The organism is Halomonas sp. McH1-25, from assembly GCF_022348165.1.
In the GTDB taxonomy this organism is placed as follows: Bacteria; Pseudomonadota; Gammaproteobacteria; order Pseudomonadales; family Halomonadaceae; genus Modicisalibacter.
In genome coordinates this window covers 21,189-39,583 of record NZ_JAKRFI010000005.1, presented here as the reverse complement: position 1 = coordinate 39,583, position 18,395 = coordinate 21,189, and the positions used below count along the sequence as shown (strand labels likewise).

General features: G+C 60.8%; 11 protein-coding genes. 8 read left to right on the top strand and 3 right to left on the bottom strand.

The window, feature by feature from the left end; translation table 11 throughout:
* Positions 1–311 precede the first annotated feature (311 nt).
* From MHM84_RS13770 to MHM84_RS13740, 7 genes are all read left to right on the top strand, one after another.
* Complete coding sequence (locus tag MHM84_RS13770; RefSeq protein ID WP_239266938.1) at positions 312–2,108, top strand: thiamine pyrophosphate-requiring protein; 1,797 nt, start codon at positions 312–314, stop codon at positions 2,106–2,108.
* Between the two features lie 12 nt (positions 2,109–2,120).
* Complete coding sequence (locus MHM84_RS13765; protein ID WP_239266937.1) at positions 2,121–3,215, top strand: enolase C-terminal domain-like protein; 1,095 nt, start codon at positions 2,121–2,123, stop codon at positions 3,213–3,215.
* A gap of 59 nt (positions 3,216–3,274) precedes the next feature.
* Entirely contained in the window at positions 3,275–6,388 is a 3,114-nt protein-coding gene (locus MHM84_RS13760; RefSeq protein ID WP_239266936.1) for an FAD-binding and (Fe-S)-binding domain-containing protein, read from the top strand.
* Positions 6,389–6,417: 29 nt separating this feature from the next.
* Positions 6,418–7,467 carry an SDR family oxidoreductase gene (locus MHM84_RS13755; protein WP_239266935.1) on the top strand — a complete coding sequence of 350 codons (1,050 nt, stop codon included), beginning with the start codon at positions 6,418–6,420 and terminating at the stop codon, positions 7,465–7,467.
* Positions 7,468–7,489: 22 nt separating this feature from the next.
* Positions 7,490–7,867, top strand: coding sequence for a sensory rhodopsin transducer (locus MHM84_RS13750; RefSeq protein ID WP_239266934.1), 378 nt, complete (start codon positions 7,490–7,492; stop codon positions 7,865–7,867).
* Between the two features lie 85 nt (positions 7,868–7,952).
* A complete protein-coding gene (locus MHM84_RS13745; protein WP_239266933.1) occupies positions 7,953–9,866 on the top strand; it encodes a DUF294 nucleotidyltransferase-like domain-containing protein in 1,914 nt (637 codons plus the stop codon).
* A gap of 5 nt (positions 9,867–9,871) precedes the next feature.
* Complete coding sequence (locus MHM84_RS13740; RefSeq protein ID WP_239266932.1) at positions 9,872–10,594, top strand: 3'-5' exonuclease; 723 nt, start codon at positions 9,872–9,874, stop codon at positions 10,592–10,594.
* A gap of 70 nt (positions 10,595–10,664) precedes the next feature.
* Here the strand turns inward: MHM84_RS13740 and MHM84_RS13735 are convergent, their stop codons facing one another.
* The 3 genes from MHM84_RS13735 to MHM84_RS13725 form a co-directional block, all read right to left on the bottom strand.
* Positions 10,665–12,338 (bottom strand): BCCT family transporter, encoded by a 1,674-nt coding sequence (locus tag MHM84_RS13735; RefSeq protein ID WP_239266931.1) that lies wholly within the window; start codon positions 12,336–12,338, stop codon positions 10,665–10,667.
* A 193-nt stretch (positions 12,339–12,531) separates the two neighbouring features.
* Complete coding sequence (locus tag MHM84_RS13730; protein WP_239266930.1) at positions 12,532–15,672, bottom strand: efflux RND transporter permease subunit; 3,141 nt, start codon at positions 15,670–15,672, stop codon at positions 12,532–12,534.
* A complete protein-coding gene (locus MHM84_RS13725; protein WP_239266929.1) occupies positions 15,672–16,784 on the bottom strand; it encodes an efflux RND transporter periplasmic adaptor subunit in 1,113 nt (370 codons plus the stop codon). The genes MHM84_RS13730 and MHM84_RS13725 overlap by 1 nt, the downstream gene beginning before the upstream one ends.
* 175 nt (positions 16,785–16,959) lie before the next feature.
* Between MHM84_RS13725 and MHM84_RS13720 the strand changes: the two genes are divergently transcribed.
* On the top strand, positions 16,960–18,141 hold the full coding sequence (locus MHM84_RS13720) for an NAD(P)/FAD-dependent oxidoreductase (protein ID WP_239266928.1): 1,182 nt from the start codon (positions 16,960–16,962) through the stop codon (positions 18,139–18,141).
* The last annotated feature ends 254 nt before the right edge of the window (positions 18,142–18,395 follow it).

The window sequence follows — 18,395 nt, the reverse complement described above, 5'->3', positions numbered from 1 at the left end:
AATTAAATGTTGTTTACGAGTTATGGCGATGGGTCAATCATGCCAATAACAAGAGCGTAGACAAACTTTTACCGGCCTGCCGTTGGGCGTCCATGTAGCCTGAGTGGCGTTGTGGAAGCACAAGTTTCGTTCAAACGATGTTTTACAAGAATGATATTCAAGCTGGAGGGCAAGCGAGACATGAGCGAAGCGCAGCATGGTCTCGATTGACCACCTTCCTTTTGGGGGTCTATACCTTTGACGGGTTCCTCATTTAATAACATCGGTTAAGGCAATTGCAGCCTGACCGCGTTCTGGCATGGAGGCTTGATATGAGCGAGCTAGTCGGTGACTTTTTGCTCAAGCGGTTATCCGAGTGGAATATAAAGCGTATTTACGGTTACCCCGGTGACGGCAGCAACGGCATCATGGGGGCATTGAACCGGGCGGACGATCAATTCGAGTTCATTCAGACGCGGCATGAGGAAATGGCCGCTTTCATGGCCTGCGCCCATGCCAAGTTCACGGGGGAAGTGGGGATATGTACGGCCACTTCCGGTCCAGGCGCGATCCACCTGCTCAACGGCCTGTACGATGCCAAGAAGGACCATCAGCCGGTCGTGGCCATCGTCGGGCAGCAGGCACGTGCTGCCATGGGTGGCGAGTATCAGCAGGAAGTCGACTTGGTCTCGCTGTTCAAGGACGTGGCCCATGAGTACGTGCATATGGCGACCAGTCCGGGACAGATTCGCCATTTGGTGGACAGGGCCATTCGGATCGCGTTGTCCGAACGTACCGTGACGGCAATCATCATTCCCAACGATCTGCAGTCTCAGCCTGCCGTCGAAAAGCCACCGCATGCGCATGGCACGGTCCACTCCGGGGTCGGTTACTCTCGGCCGCGTACGGTACCTCATGAAGAAGATCTGAGGCGCGCGGCTCAAACGCTCAATGAAGGCGAGCGTGTAGCCATTCTGGTTGGGGCCGGGGCACTCAATGCCACGGACGAAGTGATTCAGGTTGCCGAAAAGCTGGGTGCTGGGGTGGCCAAGGCACTGCTGGGACGTGCGGCGTTACCCGACGACCTGCCCTTCGTCACCGGTTCCATCGGGTTGCTCGGCACCAATCCGAGTTGGGAGATGATGTCGAACTGCGACACGTTGCTGATGATCGGTTCCGGCTTTCCCTATTCGGAGTTCCTGCCTGAAGAAGGGCAAGCCCGCGGCGTGCAGATCGACATCGACGGGCGCCAGGTGAGCATGCGCTATCCCATGGAGGTCAACCTGGTGGGAGACAGTGCCGCCACCCTGCAGGCGCTGCTGCCGCATCTCAAGCAGAAGACCGATCGTTCCTGGCGCGAACATATCGAGAAGAGCGTGGCACAGTGGTGGGAGGTGCTCGAAGAACGCGCCATGGCGGATGCCGATCCGGTCAATCCCCAGCGCGTGTTCTGGGAGCTTTCGCCCAAGCTGCCCGACAACTGCATCCTGACCAGCGACTCCGGCTCGGCGGCCAATTGGTATGCGCGAGATCTCAAGCTGCGTCGCGGCATGATGGCCTCGCTATCTGGTGGCCTGGCGACCATGGGCAATGGCGTTCCCTACGCAATTGCCGCCAAGTTCGCCTATCCCGAGCGTGTCGCGATTGCCATGGTGGGCGACGGCGCGATGCAGATGAACGGCAACAGCGAGTTGGTGACTATCGCCAAGTACTGGCAACGCTGGTCCGATCCGCGCCTGATCATCATGGTGCTCAACAACCAGGACCTCAATCAGGTGACTTGGGAAATGCGCGTCATGGAAGGCGATCCGAAGTACGAGGCCTCGCAGGATATCCCCGACTTTCCTTATGCCGACTATGCCGAGCTGATCGGCCTGAAGGGCATCAAGGTCACCGAGTCCGAAGCGTTGGCCGGTGCCTGGGATCGCGCCTTGAATGCCGACCGGCCGGTGGTGCTGGAAGTGAAGACCGACCCCAACATCCCGCCGATTCCGCCGCATATCAAGCGCGAGCAGGCTCAGGCCTACATGTCGGCGCTATTGCATGGCGACCCGGATGCGCTGGGCACCATCAAGGCCTCGTTCAAGCAGTTTGCGCGGGAATTCATTCCCAAGGTCCGCAAGCAATGACGAGGGGGAGCGATGGACGAGCGCATTCCGATCGAGGCTGTCAGCGTGTCGGCCTATGAGGTGCCTACCGATGCACCGGAATCGGATGGCACGCTGGCTTGGGATTCCACCACGCTGGTGTTGGTCGAACTCCAGGCCGGCGGCAAGACCGGGCTTGGTTACACTTATGCCCATCAGGCCTGTGCCACGCTGATTCGGGACAAGCTCGCCGGCATCGTCGAAGGGCGCGACGCGTTGGCGGTGCGCGGAGGGTGGTTGGCAATGGTCGAGGCGATCCGCAACCTGGGGCGGCCCGGCATCGCTTCGATGGCCATTTCGGCCGTCGATGTGGCGATGTGGGACCTCAAGGCGCGACTGATGGATTTGCCCTTGGTGTCGCTGTTGGGCGCGATGCGCCCGGCAGCGCCGGTTTATGGTAGCGGGGGCTTCACGTCCTACGCTAACGAGCAGCTTACCGATCAGTTGATGCGTTGGGTCGATGAAGGTATCCCACGGGCCAAAATGAAAATTGGCCGCGAGCCCGAACGTGACCTTGAAAGGATACGTCTGGCCCGTGATGCGATCGGCCCCGCCAGCGAACTATACGTCGATGCCAATGGCGCCTATGCACGCAAGCAGGCCTTGGCCATGGCCGAGGCCTTCCAGGCGTATGACGTGACCTGGTACGAGGAGCCCGTGACCTCGGACGATCTGGACGGACTGCGTCTGCTGCGCGATCGCGCTCCGAGTAGTATCGAGATATCGGCCGGCGAGTACGGTTTCGACCTGCCGTACTTCCGCCGCATGCTCGAGGCCGGTGCCGTAGACGTACTGCAGGCCGATCTGACCCGCTGTGGCGGTATCACCGGGTTCATGGACGTTGCCGTGCTTTGCGACGCTCATCAGGTACCTCTGTCGTCGCACACGGCGCCGGCGCTGCACATGCATCCGGGGTGCTGCGTCACGCCGCTGCGCCATCTGGAGTATTTCCATGACCATGCCCGTATCGAAGCGATGTTCTTCGACGGGCCGGTCGTGCCAGTCGCTGGCATGCTCGAGCCCGACCTCTCCCTGCCCGGCCTGGGGCTGACATTCAGGCGACAGGAGGCAGAGCGCTACCGGTTATGACAGGCAGCAAGCCTGTCACTTATCGAAAGGAAGACGGACGCAATCGCAAGGAAACGGCGATGAACGATCTGACGACTAGCACATCGCACGTATCGTCCCAGGACGATCTGGCGGATTACCGTAACCTGGTTCGTGAACTCGAGGAGGCCATCGAGGGAGAGGTTCGTTTCGATGCCGGTAGTCGCGCTCTATACGCCAACGATGCTTCCAACTATCGGCAACCACCCATCGGTGTGACGATACCTCGAACGGTGGATGACATCCTCGCCATTCACCGCATCTGTCATGCCCATGGCGTACCGATCCTGTCCCGCGGCGGGGGCACCAGTCTATCGGGGGAAACGGTCAACCATGCCGTGGTCATTGACCACTCCAAGTACCTCGATAGCATCGTCGACATCGATACTGCCAACAAGCGCGTCACCGTGCAGGGTGGGGCGATCAACGACAAGGTCAACCAGGCGCTGGGCAAGTACGACCTGGTGTTCCCTCCCGACCCGTCGACCCACGAGTGGTGCACCATCGGCGGTAACGTCGGCAACAACTCCTGCGGTATCCATTCCGTGCAAGCACAGTGCTATGGGCACGGCCCGCGGACTTGCGACAATGTTCATGCGCTGGACATCCTGACCTACGATGGGGTGCGCATGACGCTCAAGGATGGCTACAGCGAGCGGGAAATCGACGAGATCATTGCGGCGGGCGGGCGCCAGGGCGAGATATTCCTCAAGCTGAAGAACCTGCGCGACACATATGCCGAGCGTATTCGGCAGTACTATCCGCAGAACGAACATATGCCGCGCCGGGTGTCCGGCTACAACCTGGACGACCTGTTGCCGGAGCGGGGCTTCAATCTGGCCAGTGCGTTATGCGGGACCGAAGGCACCTGCATGACCGTGCTGCATGCCACGCTCAAGCTGACCGATAACGTCAAGCATCGCACGCTGATGGTGGTGGGGTTCAACAATATCGAAGAGGCGGGCGATCACGTCCCGTTGATCATCGAGTCGGGGCCCATTGGCCTGGAAGCCATCGACGAGCGTTTGTATGAAAATGAAGCCAAGCAGCACATGCATGAAGAAACCCTGGGCCAATTGCCCGATGGGGGCGCCTACCTGATAGTAGAGTTCGGTGGCGAGGATTCCGAGGATACCTGTGCTCAGGCCCGACACTTGATCGGCAAGCTCAAGAAGGCTTCCAGCAAAATCGTCGACTATCAGATCGTCGATGACAAGGAAAAAGCCGGGAGTATCTGGGCGGTACGCAAGGCGGGCCTGGGGGCAACGGCGTTTCCGCCCCCGGAGCAGGATCCCCACTGGCCGGGGTGGGAGGACTCCGCGGTACCGCCCGACAAGGTGGGCGACTACGTTCGCGATCTGAAGGATCTGTACCAGAAGTATGGCTATGTGGGTTCCATGTATGGCCACTTCGGCCAGGGCTGCATCCATTCACGCATCAATTTCGATCTGCAATCGGAGGAGGGCGTCGAAAAGTATCGCCGCTTCGCCGAGGAGGCCGCCGACCTGGTGGTTTCCTATGGCGGTTCGCTATCCGGCGAGCATGGTGATGGCCAGGCGCGGGGCGAGCTGCTGGAGCGCATGTACGGGCCGGAACTGATCGAGGCGTTTCGCGAGTTCAAGCGCATCTGGGATCCGCAGTGGAAGATGAACCCGGGTAAGGTCATCGACCCTTACCGGCTCGACGAGAATCTGCGCCTGATCCATTACGAGCCGCACCAGGTCGAGACCACGTTCAAGTTCCCCGATGACAAGCGCAGTTTCGCCCGGGTGGCGTTCCGTTGCGTCGGTGTCGGCAAGTGCCGCAGCGACGACGGCACCATGTGCCCGAGCTATATGGTTACCCGAGAGGAGAAACACACCACGCGCGGCCGTGCGCGCCTGCTGTTCGAAATGATGAACGGCGACGTCATCAAGGATGGCTGGCAATCGGAGGAAGTCCGCGAGTCGCTGGACCTGTGCCTGGCCTGCAAGGGCTGCAAGAACGACTGTCCGGTCAACGTCGACATGGCCACCTACAAGGCGGAGTTCCTGTCGCATTATTACGGCAAGGGAGCGCATCGCCGGCCGCTGTTCCACTATGCCTTCGGCTTCATCGACCGCTGGTCTCGATTGGCATCGAAGGTGCCGGCGCTGACCAACTTCGTGACCCAGACGCCGCTGCTGCGCAACGTCACCAAGCAGGTAGTGTCCATGCCCCAGCAGCGCAAGGCGCCGGTCTATGCGCCGCAGACCTTCAAGGCCTGGTTTGCCGAGCGCCCCATCGTCAACGAGCATGCCTCACCGGTCATGCTATGGGCGGACACGTTCAGCAACCATTTCTATCCGGACACCGCCCAGGCGGCGACCGAGGTACTGGAAGCCGCCGGCTATCGGGTAGTCATCCCTCCCGAGGGGCTGTGTTGCGGCCGGCCATTTTACGATTTCGGCATGCTCGACAATGCCAAGGCCTATCTCGAGCAGGTGATGACGACTCTGGGCGGGGCTATCGAGGCCGACATGCCGATCGTCGGGCTCGAACCGTCGTGCATCTCGGTTTTCCGCGATGAATTGACCAACCTGTTTCCCGATGATGCCCGGGCCAGGCGGCTGCACGATAACAGCATGATGCTCAGCGACTTCCTGGTGAACCGGGCCGAGAACTACCAACCGCCAAGATTCGAATGCAAGGCGCTGGTGCACGGTCATTGTCATCACAAGGCGATCATGCACCTGGATGCCGAGCAGGCGCTGATGCAAAAGATGGGGCTGGATTACGAGATCCTCGATTCCGGTTGTTGCGGGATGTCCGGCTCGTTCGGCTTCGAGCGGGAAAAATACGCTGTCTCCATCGGAGCCGGCGAGCGGGTGCTGTTACCCCAGGTTCGCGACGCCGATGAAGACACCTTGATCATTACCGATGGTTTCAGCTGTCGTGAACAGATTGCCGAAACGACAGATCGTCGTGCGCTGCATATTGCCGAGGTGCTGCGTATGGCAATGGATCGTCCTCGCGCCACGTTTGCCGAAGGAACACCGGAACGCGACATTGTCCAGCGTCGGGCCCGGGCACAGCGTCAGGCCAATCGGCGTGCCGCCACGCTGGCCGGTGCCGTGATTGCCGGCGGCGTATTGCTATGGGGAGCCAATCGGCGGCGTCAGCAGAAGCGCAGATAATCGACATATCACGGAAGGAGGTGAACGACATGGAAAAACGTCAGGAAGTCGTAGTGATCACCGGCGCCGGTGCCGGCCTGGCCCGCGCAGTGGCTCGTGAATTCGCCCGGCATGGCGCATCGCTGGGCTTGATTTCGCGTAACCAGCGCCGCCTCGAGGCGGCCAAGAGCGAAGTCGAAGCCCTGGGTGGCAGAGCCGTCACGGTGAGTGCGGACATGGCGTATGCCGACCAGGTCGAAGCGGCGGCCGAACTCATCGAGCGACAACTTGGTCCCATCGATATCTGGGTCAATGGCGCGATGACGACGGTATTTTCACCGCTGCACGAAATGAGTCCGGAAGAGTTCAAGCGGGTGAATGACGTCACCTATATGGGCTACGTGCACGGTACCATGGCGGCACTCAAACGCATGCGGCCTCGCAACCATGGCACTATCGTGCAGATTGGCTCGGCGCTGGCCTATCGCCCGATCCCGCTGCAGACCGCCTATTGCGGCGCCAAGCACGCCATCAAGGGTATGACCGAGGGGCTGCGCTGTGAGCTGATGAACGAGGGCAGCGATGTGCATGTCACCCTCGTCGAAATGCCCGGGCTCAATACGCCACAGTTCGACTGGTGCAGGAGCCATCTGCCCCAGCGTGCCCGCCCCGTGGCCCCCGTCTACCAGCCCGAGGTGGGGGCGCGTGCCGTCTATTGGGCAGCGCATCAGCGGCGGCGTCAGGTGTATGTCGGCATGTCCTCGGTGCTGACCATTTGGGGCAACAAGCTGGCGCCGGGATTGATGGATCGCTTCCTGGCCAAGACGGCGGTCAGCGGCCAACAGACGCCAGAAAGGGAAGACCCCGATCGAGCCGACAATCTGTGGCAGACGGTCAAGGGCGACTTGGGCGCACGCGGGCGTTTCAGCAGCGAATCCCACGACGCTAGCTGTCAGCTGTGGATGACCACCAATCGCACCAAGCTGGGCCTGATGGCAGGGGCTGCAATCCTTGCCGGCGTAGCGTTTTGTGCGACCCAGCAGCGGCGTCACGATCGGCACCGCTATGACGACGACCCTTTGGCCCTGTCGCGCCACTAAACCTCACACAAGGGAAGCACTGATGAATTCTTCCGTAGGGCGGACCTGCTGGGCCATCGCCGAGGGCCATATCCCCGGCGAGAGCAATGGCCCTGCGCCGCAGATGACCAGTCACGAAACGGCCTGTATCCTCAATGCCTCGCAAGAAACGGCCAAGGTGCAGATTACGTTGTACTTCGCCGATCGCGATCCGGTCGGCCCTTATAGCATCGACGTGCCGGCACGGCGCACGCGTCATGTGCGTTTCAATGATCTGGACGATCCCGAGCCGGTACCGCGCGATACCGACTTTGCCAGCGTCATCGAGTCGAACGTACCTATCGTCGTGCAACATTCGCGGCTCGACTCGCGACAGAGTGAACTGGCATTGTTGAGTACGGTAGCGTTTCCGGTGAATTGAAGACGAGATGTGCAAGAGCCGTGAGTCGGGGCGCTATCGAAAAAGCAATATCCAAAGGAACAGGTAGCGAGAGGGCGCCCTGGGCATGAGTGTCGAATTACTGGAAGTGCGTGAACACATGGGCCGTTTTGCGCCCTTTGATACGCTCTCGGACGAACTGCTCGACGACGTGGCACAGCATGTCGAGATTGCCTATTTCAAGGCGGGAGCCGACATCTATCACTATGGCCAGGCGATCGATGAGCTGTGCTACATCCGCCAAGGGGCGGTAGAAATCTATCGGCGTAATGGGGAACTCTACAACCGGCTGGGCGAAGGCGATATCTTCGGGCAGTTCAGTCTATTGCGCAATCATCCGGTGCGGTTCCCGTCGCGGGCCATCGAAGATACGCTGCTCTACTTCATACCCGCCGAGGTATTCCGGCGCCTGTGCGAACAGGACGACAACTTCGCCGATTTCGTCGAGCTGGAGCGTCCGCGGCTAGAAGCTACCGTCGAGCAGTATCGCCAGAGCAACGACATGATGATCACTCGGGTGCGCAAGCTCATCACCCGACGTCCAGTGATGATCGAAGCCACGGCCTCGGTCCAGGAAGCGGCGCGTCGCATGCGTGAGGAGAACGTCACCTCGGCGCTGATCTACGAAGCTTCTACGAACGCCGATGATGTCGAGGCGCGGCACACGTTTACCGACAGCCAGGGGATGAACTGGACGCTGATAGGCATCCTCACCGATGTCGATTTTCGCAATCGAGTGTTGGCAGCCGGTTTGCCGGCAGAGCTTCCCGTCGTCGAGATCGTCAGTCGCCCGCCACGCACCATTCAGTCCGATGAGTCGATTCACGAGGCCATGTTGTGCATGCTGCGCAACAACATTCATCACCTGCCGGTGTTGCATCGTCGTTACCCCATCGGCGTACTTCACCTATCGGATATCGTGCGTTACGAAACCAACAGCAGCCTCTATCTGGTCAATAACATCTTCAACCAGACGAACGACAAGGGGCTGGCCCAGCTGAGTGCAGACGTGCGCGCAGCCTTCGTGCGCATGGTGAGCGAGGGCGCCGACTCGCGAATGATCGGCAGTGCACTATCCACCATTGGCCGCAGTTTTACCCGCCGGCTGCTGGAACTCGCCGAAGAGGCGTTGGGCCCGCCACCGGTGCCTTATTGCTTCATGGCACTCGGCTCCATGGCGCGTAACGAACAAGTCATCGTCAGCGACCAGGACAATGCACTGGTGCTTGACGATCGCTTCGATGCCGAGCGTCACGATGACTATTTCGCCGCGCTGGCGAAGCACGTCAGTGACGGGTTGGCGGCCTGTGGTTATAGCTATTGCAAGGGCAATATCATGGCCACCAATCCGCGTTGGCGCCAGCCCTTGGCCGTGTGGAAAGGCTATTTCAGCGACTGGATTGCCCGTCCCGATCCACAGGCGCTGCTCGACAGCTCCATCTTTTTCGACCTGGACGCTGTGCATGGCGAAGAAGCATTCGTCGAACAGTTGCAGGATCTTGTGGCGGAACAGGCGGCGCAAAGCCCCACGTTCTTGGCGGCCATGGCGCGTAATGCGCTCAATCGCAAGCCGCCGCTGGGCTTCTTTCGCGGTTTCGTGATGGAGAATACGGGAGAGCAGAAGAACTCCATCAACCTCAAGCGACGCGGTACCGCACCGATGGTCGATTTGATCCGCGTCCATGCCCTGGCGTGCGGATCGCGTGCGCAGAATTCCTTCGCGCGCCTCGACGATATCGCCGAGACCCAGCTATTGCCGGAGGGAAGCGGGGAGCGTATACGCTATGCCTTGGAGTTCATTTCCATGGTGCGCATTCGCCACCAGGCGTTGGATATCGAAGCGGAACGCACCCCCGACAACAATATCGAGCCGGAAAACGTCTCGTCCGAAGAACGGCACAATCTCAAGGAGGCCTTTCTCGTACTGAGCAATGCGCAGAAATTCCTGGGGTTCCGTTATCCCATGTCCCGGTCACGCTAGTCCCTATGCTGTCGTTTCGTCTTGATAACTCGCCACATCGCAATTGGCCGGATTACTTGGCCGAGCGCGCCGCAACGGCGCGCGATCCGCGTCTGCAGCGCTACTTCTCGGCCGGCTGCCCAGCCCCGGGGTCGTCAATCGACGATGCACCACTGCTGGCCCTGGATATGGAAACCACCGGACTCGATGCCAGCCGGCATGCCATCGTCAGTATCGGTCTGGTGCCGTTCACCCTGCAGCGCATCACGCCTGGTGCCGGCCGCTACTGGATAGTGAAACCGCCCCGGCCGTTGACCGAAAGCTCGATCACCTACCATCACATTACCCACTCGGAAGTCGAGCAGGCTCCCGACCTGAACGACATTGTCGATGAACTGCTGGAGATGATGGCAGGCAGGCTGGTCGTGGCCCATTACCATCGCCTGGAGCGGGCATTTATCGACTCGGCCTTCGAGGCTAGGCTGGGAGAGGGGCTGCGTTTCCCCATACTCGACACCATGGCGCTGGAGGCGAAGCGCTACCGCCATTCGTGGCGTGCCAAGCTGGCATCCTGGGTGGGCAAGACGCCGGCCTCGATTCGCTTGCAGGACAGTCGCGACCGTTATGGCCTGCCGGCGTACACCTCGCATCATGCGCTGACCGATGCGTTGGCCACGGCAGAACTCCTGCAGGCGCAGATCGCCCATCACCATTCCCCACAGACGCCTATCGAATCGCTCTGGGTGTAAACCCATTGCTTGAGCGCAAACGAAGAAGGCGGCCCTCAGGCCGCCTTCGCATGCATTGGAACTAACCAGCTTAACCGGTACGGGGCTCGCTCCGCAGCCCCTGGATGATGGCATAGCAGGCAAATAGCAATACTAGCGTGAAGGGAAGCCCCGTCGAGATGACCGCGGCCTGCAGACCGGTCAAACCGCCACCCAACAGCAAAGCAATGGCGATGGCCCCTTCGATCAGCGCCCAGAAGACGCGCTGCGGCTTGGGAGCGTCCACCTTGCCACCGGCGGTGATGGCATCGATGACCAGCGAGCCGGAGTCCGAGGAGGTGATGAAGAACACCATCACCAGAATGATGCCCACGAAAGAGGTGACCGCGGTCCAGGGCAGTTGCCCCAGCATCTCGAACAGTTGTAGCTCAAGGGCCGCATTGCTGACTTCCTCAAAGCCACCCTGGAGCTGCTCGATGGCGGTACCGCCGAACGCCGTCATCCACAGCACCGATACCAGTGACGGTACCAGCAGCACGGCAATCAGGAATTCGCGTACCGTGCGCCCGCGGCTGACACGGGCGATGAACATGCCGACGAACGGTGACCAGCTGACCCACCAGGCCCAGTAGAAGGCCGTCCAGCCTTGGCTGAAGTTGACGTCTTCGCGACCGAAGGGATTGGAGAGTGCCGGCAGATGGATGATGTACGACCACAGGTACTCGAAGAAGCCGGTGGCGATCATCAGGGTCGGACCCACGACGATCACGAACAGCAGCAGCAGGAAAGCCAGCACCATATTGAGCTGCGACAGGCGCTGCACGCCCTTGTCGACACCGGCCACGACCGATAACAGGGCCACGGCGGTGATGCCCATGATCAGCACGACCATGGTAACGGTGTTGTTGGGGATGCCGAACAGGTAGCCGAGTCCGGCGGAGGCCTGTGACGCGCCCAGACCCAGCGAGGTGGCCAGACCGAACAGGGTGGCGAACACTGCGAGAATGTCGATGACATGGCCGGGCCACCCCCAGATGCGCTCACCCAGTACCGGGTAGAAGATCGAGCGCATGGTCAGCGGCAGGCCCTTGTTGAACGAGAACAGCGCCAGGGCAAGAGCGACGACGGCGTAGATGCCCCATGGGTGCAGACCCCAGTGGAAAATGGTTGCAGCCATGGCCAGCGAGATGGCGCCTTCTTCGTTACCGGCGGCGGCACCCAGCGGCGCCCAGTCGGTGCGCAACCCGTTTTCGCCCATTTCGGTGCCGCCCAGGGCCGTACCGAAATGCGTCAGCGGCTCCGAGACGCCATAGAACATCAGACCAATCCCCATGCCGGCGGCGAATAGCATCGCGAACCAGCCCGCATAGCTGAAATCTGGTCGGGCATGGGCGCCACCCAGGCGTACCTTGCTCAACGGAGTGAAAATCAGTACGACGGACAGAATCACGAAGATATTGGCAGCCAGCAGGAAGAACCAGGTCAGATTTCCCGTCAGCCAACTTCTCAGCCCGGTGAAGAACGGGTCCACCTGGTCCTGCAGGGCCAGGGTAATGATGACGAAGAACAGGATGACCAGCGACGAAATCGTGAAGACCTTGCCGTGCAGGTCGAAATCCAGGCCGAACTTGCTGGAGCTGATGTTGTCCTGACCGATCACGTAATCGGTATCGATCAGATTGGCCGGCCCTTCAGGGGCGGGAATGCCCTCGTTATTTTCTTCGCTGCGTGACGAGTCGTTGTCGTGGGGTGAGTTTTCTGCCACGTGGAGTTCTCCTTGTGGACCGTGAATTTTGTCGCATCTAGACGCACAGCGGCAATGGTGGCTGTTGCCTCGCGATAGTCCGCGAGATGGCGGCATGATGATAGGCCGAGTGTCTAGATGTCACCTAACCACGACAATTGTAGGCGATAATGCGGTGTCATTTCGATAAACGCCCGATTAGGCTACGGATTGGCTAACGTGGAGACAGCCCGCTTTGCGGGTCGGAGGCGTTGCCCGGCGGTTCCATTTCCTGGGCCAAGCGGCGGCTGACATCGCCCGGCGACCCGGTGTGGCGGGCCAGCAGGTCATAGGCGACCGGCACTACGATCAGGGTGAACAGCGTCGCTGCGGCGACACCGAACAGGATGACCAGGCCGATGACGGCACGGGTCTCCGCGCCGGCGCCGGTCGAAACGATCAACGGGACGGCCCCGGCCATGGTCGTGACTGCGGTCATCAGGATCGGACGCAAGCGGGCCACCGAAGCCTCTACCAGCGCATCATGGAAGGTCCGGCCCTGGTCCCGCAACTGATTGGCGAATTCAACGATGAGTATGCCGTTCTTGGCGGCCAACCCCACCAGCATGACCAGCCCAACCTGACTGTAGATATTCAGTGATTGTCCCGTCAGCCAAAGGCCGAACAGTGCGCCGCACATGGCCAGCGGCACCGTCAGCATGATGACGAAGGGGTGAATGAAGCTCTCGAATTGAGCCGCCAGCACCAGAAATACGACCACCGCGCCCAGAATCAGCAGGAAGGTCGTCGCCCCGCTGGCCTCCCGGTAGTCTCGTGATGCTCCCTTGACGTCGGTCTGGGCCTCGGCAGGCAGAATTTCGTCGGCGGTACGCTCCAGGTAGTTCAATGCCTCGCCTAGCGGGTAGCCATCCGCCAGATCGGCTTCGAGCGTGATGGCACGTACGCGATTGAAACGGTTGAGCTCGCTGGCGCCGGCATAGTCGCTGAGGGTGACCAGGCTGGCCAAAGGAATCAACTCCCCGCTGCGTGCCGAGCGTACCTGGATGTTTTCGAGCGACCTCGGGCTACGCTGGTCCGTGCGAGCGCCTTCGACGATGACGTCATACTCTTCGCCGTCATCGACATAGCGCGTGACGTTGCGTCCTCCCAGTAGGGTTTCGAGCGTTCGGCCGATCTCGGTGACGGTGACGCCCAGGCTGGCGGCGCGATCGTAATCGATGTCGATACGTAGCTGCGGCTGGGTTTCCTGATAGTCGCTGTCGAGATCGGTCAGGCGCGGATTGTGCTCACGGATGTGCGCGAACATGACATCCCGCCACTCGGCCAGCTCTTCGTAGGTGCCACCTCCCAGCACGAACTGCACGGGCTTTTCCACGTTACCGCCGAAGCCTTGGCGCATGATCGGAATGGTACGAACGCCGGGGAGACCGGACAGGCGATCGCGCACCTCGTCCATGATCGGCCAGGCAGCGCGGCGTTCGCTCCAGTCGGTCAGGTTGATGATGGCAAAACCGCTGCTGAACGTTTCCAGGTTGCCGTACCCGCGTGGCGCGCGAACCAGGATACGGTCGACTTCCCCGGATTCGCGCATGGGCAACAGGCGCGCCTCGATCTCGTCCATGTAATCCTGCATATAGTCGAATGTGGCTCCCTCCGGGCCGTTGACCAGAATGAAGAAATTGCCGCGATCCTCGCGTGGGGTGTATTCGTTGGGCAACTGGTCGGCGAACCAGACGCTGGCACCGGCCAAGGCGAGAAACAGGATCGCCACGATCAGGCGTAACTTGAGCACACGAAGCAGGAGCGCACGATAGCCTCGCTGGCTGACGCCGAGCAGGGCATTGACGACTTGGGCCAGGCGTCCCTCCTGCATGCGCCGGGAAAGCAGCTTGGAGGCCAGCATGGGCGCGAGGGTCAGCGCGATCAGGCTGGAAAACGCCACGGCGGCGGCCAGGGTCAGCGCGAACTCGGAAAACAGCCGGCCGATGTCGCCCTGGAGGAAACTCAGTGGCACGAACACGGCTATCAGTACCAGCGTGGTAGCGATGACCGCGAAGCCGATCTGTCGTGTGCCGCGATAGGCAGCGACCAGTGGCGTCTCGCCATGCACGTGCATGCGACGATGGATGTTTTCTAGCACCACGATGGCATCGTCGACGATCAGCCCGATGGCCAACACCAGGGCAAGGAGTGTCAGCAGGTTGAGCGTGAAGCCGAACACCGCCAGGGCAATGAAGGTGGCGATGATCGAGATCGGTACGGTGACGGCGGGAATCAGGGTGGTGCGCAGGTTGCCGAGAAACAGGAAGATCACCACGACCACCAGTCCCATGGCCACGAACAGCGTGGTAATGACTTCGCGCACGGCGCCGGCGACGAACACCGATGAATCGAAATGCAGGGTCAGCGTCATGCCATCAGGGAGCGTGGGCTGTACGCGTTCCAGTTCGGCGTTGATGGCCTGGGAGATTTCCAGCACGTTGGCGGTAGATTGACGCATCATTCCCAGCCCGACCATGGGAGTCCCATTGCCGCGAAACAGAGTCCGAGTTTCTACGGCGCCAACCTCGACGACAGCGACATCGGCAAGTCGCACCAAGTAGCCGTCATCGCCCTGGGCGATGGCCAGGGCGCTAAAATCCGCGGGATTGGCGAAACTGCGCGGCAGGCGGGCCACGAACTGACGCTCTTCGGATTCGATGGCACCGGCAGGCAATTCGACGTTTTCGGCACGCAGGGCATCCTCGACATCGCCGACGGTGAGGTTGCGCGCCGCCAGGGCATTGCGATCCAGCCAGATGCGCATGGCGTATTCCTGGTCGCCACCGACCCGAACCCGAGCTACACCGGGCTGTACCGAAAAGCGATCGACCAGATAGCGGTTGGCGTAGTCGGTCAGCTCGGAGATCGAATAGCGTTCTCCCGACAGGCTGAGCCACAGCACCACGTCTTCGCTGCTGTCGGCCTTTTCGATTTCCGGCGGATCCGCCTCGTCGGGCAGATTGTCCGCCGAACCGGAAATCCGATCACGGATATCGTTGGCAGCCGCCTCGATATCGCGCGATAACGCAAATTCGACATTGATGCTCGAGCGGCCGTCTTCGCTGGAGGACTCGATGACCTGGATCCCCTCGACGCCGGCAATGCGATCCTCGATGACCTGAGTGACGCGGGTCTCCACCACACTGGCCGAGGCGCCAGGATAGTTGGTGTCGATACTGACGATGGGCGGATCGATGGCGGGGTATTCCTGCAGCGGAAGGCGCTCCAGGGCGAGTAGACCGAAGGCGATCAACAACAGCGAAAAGACCGTGGCAAGCACCGGGCGCTGGATCGAAATGTCGGACAAGCGCATCAGGCGTCTGCCTCTGGCGGGGCAGTGCGGCTGCGCCGGAGCAATTCGGAGACATCGACACTGCCGTCGTCGATACCCAAGATGCTGACACGATCGCCTTCGCGCACCTGCTGCACGCCGTGGCTAACCACCAGATCGCCTGGGTCAAGTCCAGCGGTAATTTCCACGACCCCCGCGCGGCGCTCTCCCAGCGTCACCTGGCGACGCTGCACGAGGTTGCCGTTGGTTGCGTCGATGGTCAATACGTATTGCTGGTTGCCGCTGGCGATCAACGCTTCCTCGGGCAATACCAGGGCCTGGCGAGGCTCACGCTCGAGCGTGACTTCCATGAGCATGCCGGGACGCAGGAGCAGCTCCGGATTGGGCAGGCTGGCTCGCACCGCGATCGTACGGGTCACCGGGTCGACACGGGTCCCGAGGCTACTGATGTGACCCATGAAGGTCGTCTCGGGATAGCTGGCTGTGGTTGCCGTTAGTGGTAGCCCCTTGCGCAAGGCGGACAGGTAAACGGCAGGCACGCTGAAGTCGAGTTTCATCGTGTCCAGCTTGTCGAGTGTGACCAGGTCCATGCCCGGCGTGACCAGGGCGCCTTGGCTGATATCGCGAAAGCCGACCACGCCGTCGAAGGGGGCCTTGATATGGTAATCGGCCAGTTGGGCGCGAATGGCTTCTATTTGGGCGTCGATCTGTTGCAGGCGCGCCCGGTTATCCTCGACATCGGCACGCGGCGCCATGTTGCGCGATTGCAATTGGGTAGAACGTTGCAGCACGTTATTGCGTTCGAGCCGTGTTGCCTGGGCGGCACGTAGCTCCGCCTGGACTTCGTTATCGTCGAGACGTATGAGCAACTCGCCAGCCTCGACGCGTTCGTTGTCCTCGAAATTGATCGCCGAGACGATTTCCGTGACGGTCGCCGACAATGTCACGCTTTCGTCGGCGCGCAGCGTGCCCAGCGCCTCCAGTGGTGTGCTCCAGTTGCGCTGCTCGGCGTTAGCGGCGATGACCGGCGTCGGCTCGGCCGCCTGGCTGGTTTGCACAAGCAGAAAGGACAGGAGCAGCAGTCCCATGGCACCCGGTAGGCGCGGCGCTGTAAAGCGGAGTCGTCCGGTCATGGCGTCTTCTTGGTCGGGAGGCGTTCAATGGCCCGATTATCGGCCTCTGGGACGTTGGTTGATAGCGTAAAATGCCAACTTTCTCAGTCTTGCTGGCGAAACGTGGTGGAAGCATTCCCGCCCGGGCGATGGCTGGTAGAATGCCCGGCCGATGAGATCGAATCCGGAACAGGCAATGACTCGCAACCCCGACGTGGTGATTATTGGTGCTGGCGCGGCCGGCTTGATGTGCGCACTGACGGCCGGCTACGCCGGGCGGCGCACGCTGGTGCTCGACCATGCCAGCAAGCCCGGCAGAAAGATCCTCATGTCCGGTGGCGGTCGCTGCAACTTCACCAACATGAACACCGGGCCGGGCAATTTCTTTTCCGCCAATCCGCATTTCTGTATCTCCGCGCTCAAGCGTTACCGCCCGGAGCATTTTCTCGAGCTGGTCGAACGCCACGGAGTCGAACCGGTGGAAAAGGCGCCCGGCCAGTTGTTCTGCGCCGATTCGTCACGCCCGATTCTCGATATGCTGTTGACCGAGTGCGACTGGGCAGGTGTCGAGATCCGTCTCGATACGCGGATCGAGCGGATCGAGCGTCAGGGCGAAGGCATGCGCCTGACAACCACGGGCGGACGCATCGATGCCGGTGTCGTGGTCGTGGCCACGGGCGGGCTGTCCATCCCCACCATGGGCGCTACCGGCTTCGGTTACGACATTGCCCGTCAGTTCGGCCTGAGCGTGACCGAGACCCGGGCGGCGCTGGTGCCGTTCACCCTGACGTCGCAGTGGAAAGCGCGCGCCGCGGCGCTTTCCGGCGTCGCCTGTCCGGTGGAGGTCGGCTGTAATGCAGGGCGTTATCGTGAGCCGATGCTGTTTACCCACCGGGGGCTTTCGGGACCGGCAATGCTGCAGGCATCCAGCCACTGGCTACCCGGCGATGAACTCGTCATCGATCTGCTGCCCGGCATCGATGTCTATGCTGCGTTGACACAAGCGCGTCACGACACGCCCAAACGTCAGCTCTCCACGTGGTTGGCGGAGCGGCTGCCCAAGCGTCTGGTCCAGGCCCTGATCGAATGGCACGGCAATGACGGCGTCCTTGCCGAGCAATCCAACAGGCAGCTCGAGGCATGGAGCGAGCGACTCGGCCAATGGCGTGTCAAGCCAGCAGGTACCGAAGGCTGGCGCACGGCCGAAGTGACCCTGGGCGGGGTCGACACGGCGGCCATTTCTTCGCGGACCTTTGAAGTCAAGACGCTGCCGCAGCTTCGCTTCATCGGGGAAGTGCTCGACGTCACGGGAGAGTTGGGCGGGCACAATTTTCAGTGGGCCTGGTCGTCGGGGGTGGCGTGCGGTCAAGCGTTATAGTTTCATTGAACGTTAGATATATGATTTAACAACGTATGCGTATGGTAATTTTTGTAGTTCAAGGATGGTTGTCGTTGTGTTCTTTGTTCGCGTTGGGCGACAGTTGGTGAGTTTTCGTTAAATAAGTAATGGTCAGTTTAACGGAATTGGGTATAAGCGCCTTTGTTAGTTATACTATTTTTTTGTTAAGCACTTCGTGGTCGTAACAATAAAAACTTTGAGTTGCTCGCTTTGGCTGCCTATGTTGGTGGGGC

What these genes read in the sequence shown, in the direction of transcription:
- MHM84_RS13770 (WP_239266938.1), top strand. Translation starts at nt 312, where the DNA reads ATGAGCGAGCTAGTCGGTGACTTTTTGCTCAAGCGGTTATCCGAGTGG.
- MHM84_RS13765 (WP_239266937.1), top strand. Translation starts at nt 2,121, where the DNA reads ATGGACGAGCGCATTCCGATCGAGGCTGTCAGCGTGTCGGCCTATGAG.
- MHM84_RS13760 (WP_239266936.1), top strand. Translation starts at nt 3,275, where the DNA reads ATGAACGATCTGACGACTAGCACATCGCACGTATCGTCCCAGGACGAT.
- MHM84_RS13755 (WP_239266935.1), top strand. Translation starts at nt 6,418, where the DNA reads ATGGAAAAACGTCAGGAAGTCGTAGTGATCACCGGCGCCGGTGCCGGC.
- MHM84_RS13750 (WP_239266934.1), top strand. Translation starts at nt 7,490, where the DNA reads ATGAATTCTTCCGTAGGGCGGACCTGCTGGGCCATCGCCGAGGGCCAT.
- MHM84_RS13745 (WP_239266933.1), top strand. Translation starts at nt 7,953, where the DNA reads ATGAGTGTCGAATTACTGGAAGTGCGTGAACACATGGGCCGTTTTGCG.
- MHM84_RS13740 (WP_239266932.1), top strand. Translation starts at nt 9,872, where the DNA reads ATGCTGTCGTTTCGTCTTGATAACTCGCCACATCGCAATTGGCCGGAT.
- MHM84_RS13730 (WP_239266930.1), bottom strand. Translation starts at nt 15,672, where the DNA reads ATGCGCTTGTCCGACATTTCGATCCAGCGCCCGGTGCTTGCCACGGTC.
- MHM84_RS13725 (WP_239266929.1), bottom strand. Translation starts at nt 16,784, where the DNA reads ATGACCGGACGACTCCGCTTTACAGCGCCGCGCCTACCGGGTGCCATG.
- MHM84_RS13720 (WP_239266928.1), top strand. Translation starts at nt 16,960, where the DNA reads ATGACTCGCAACCCCGACGTGGTGATTATTGGTGCTGGCGCGGCCGGC.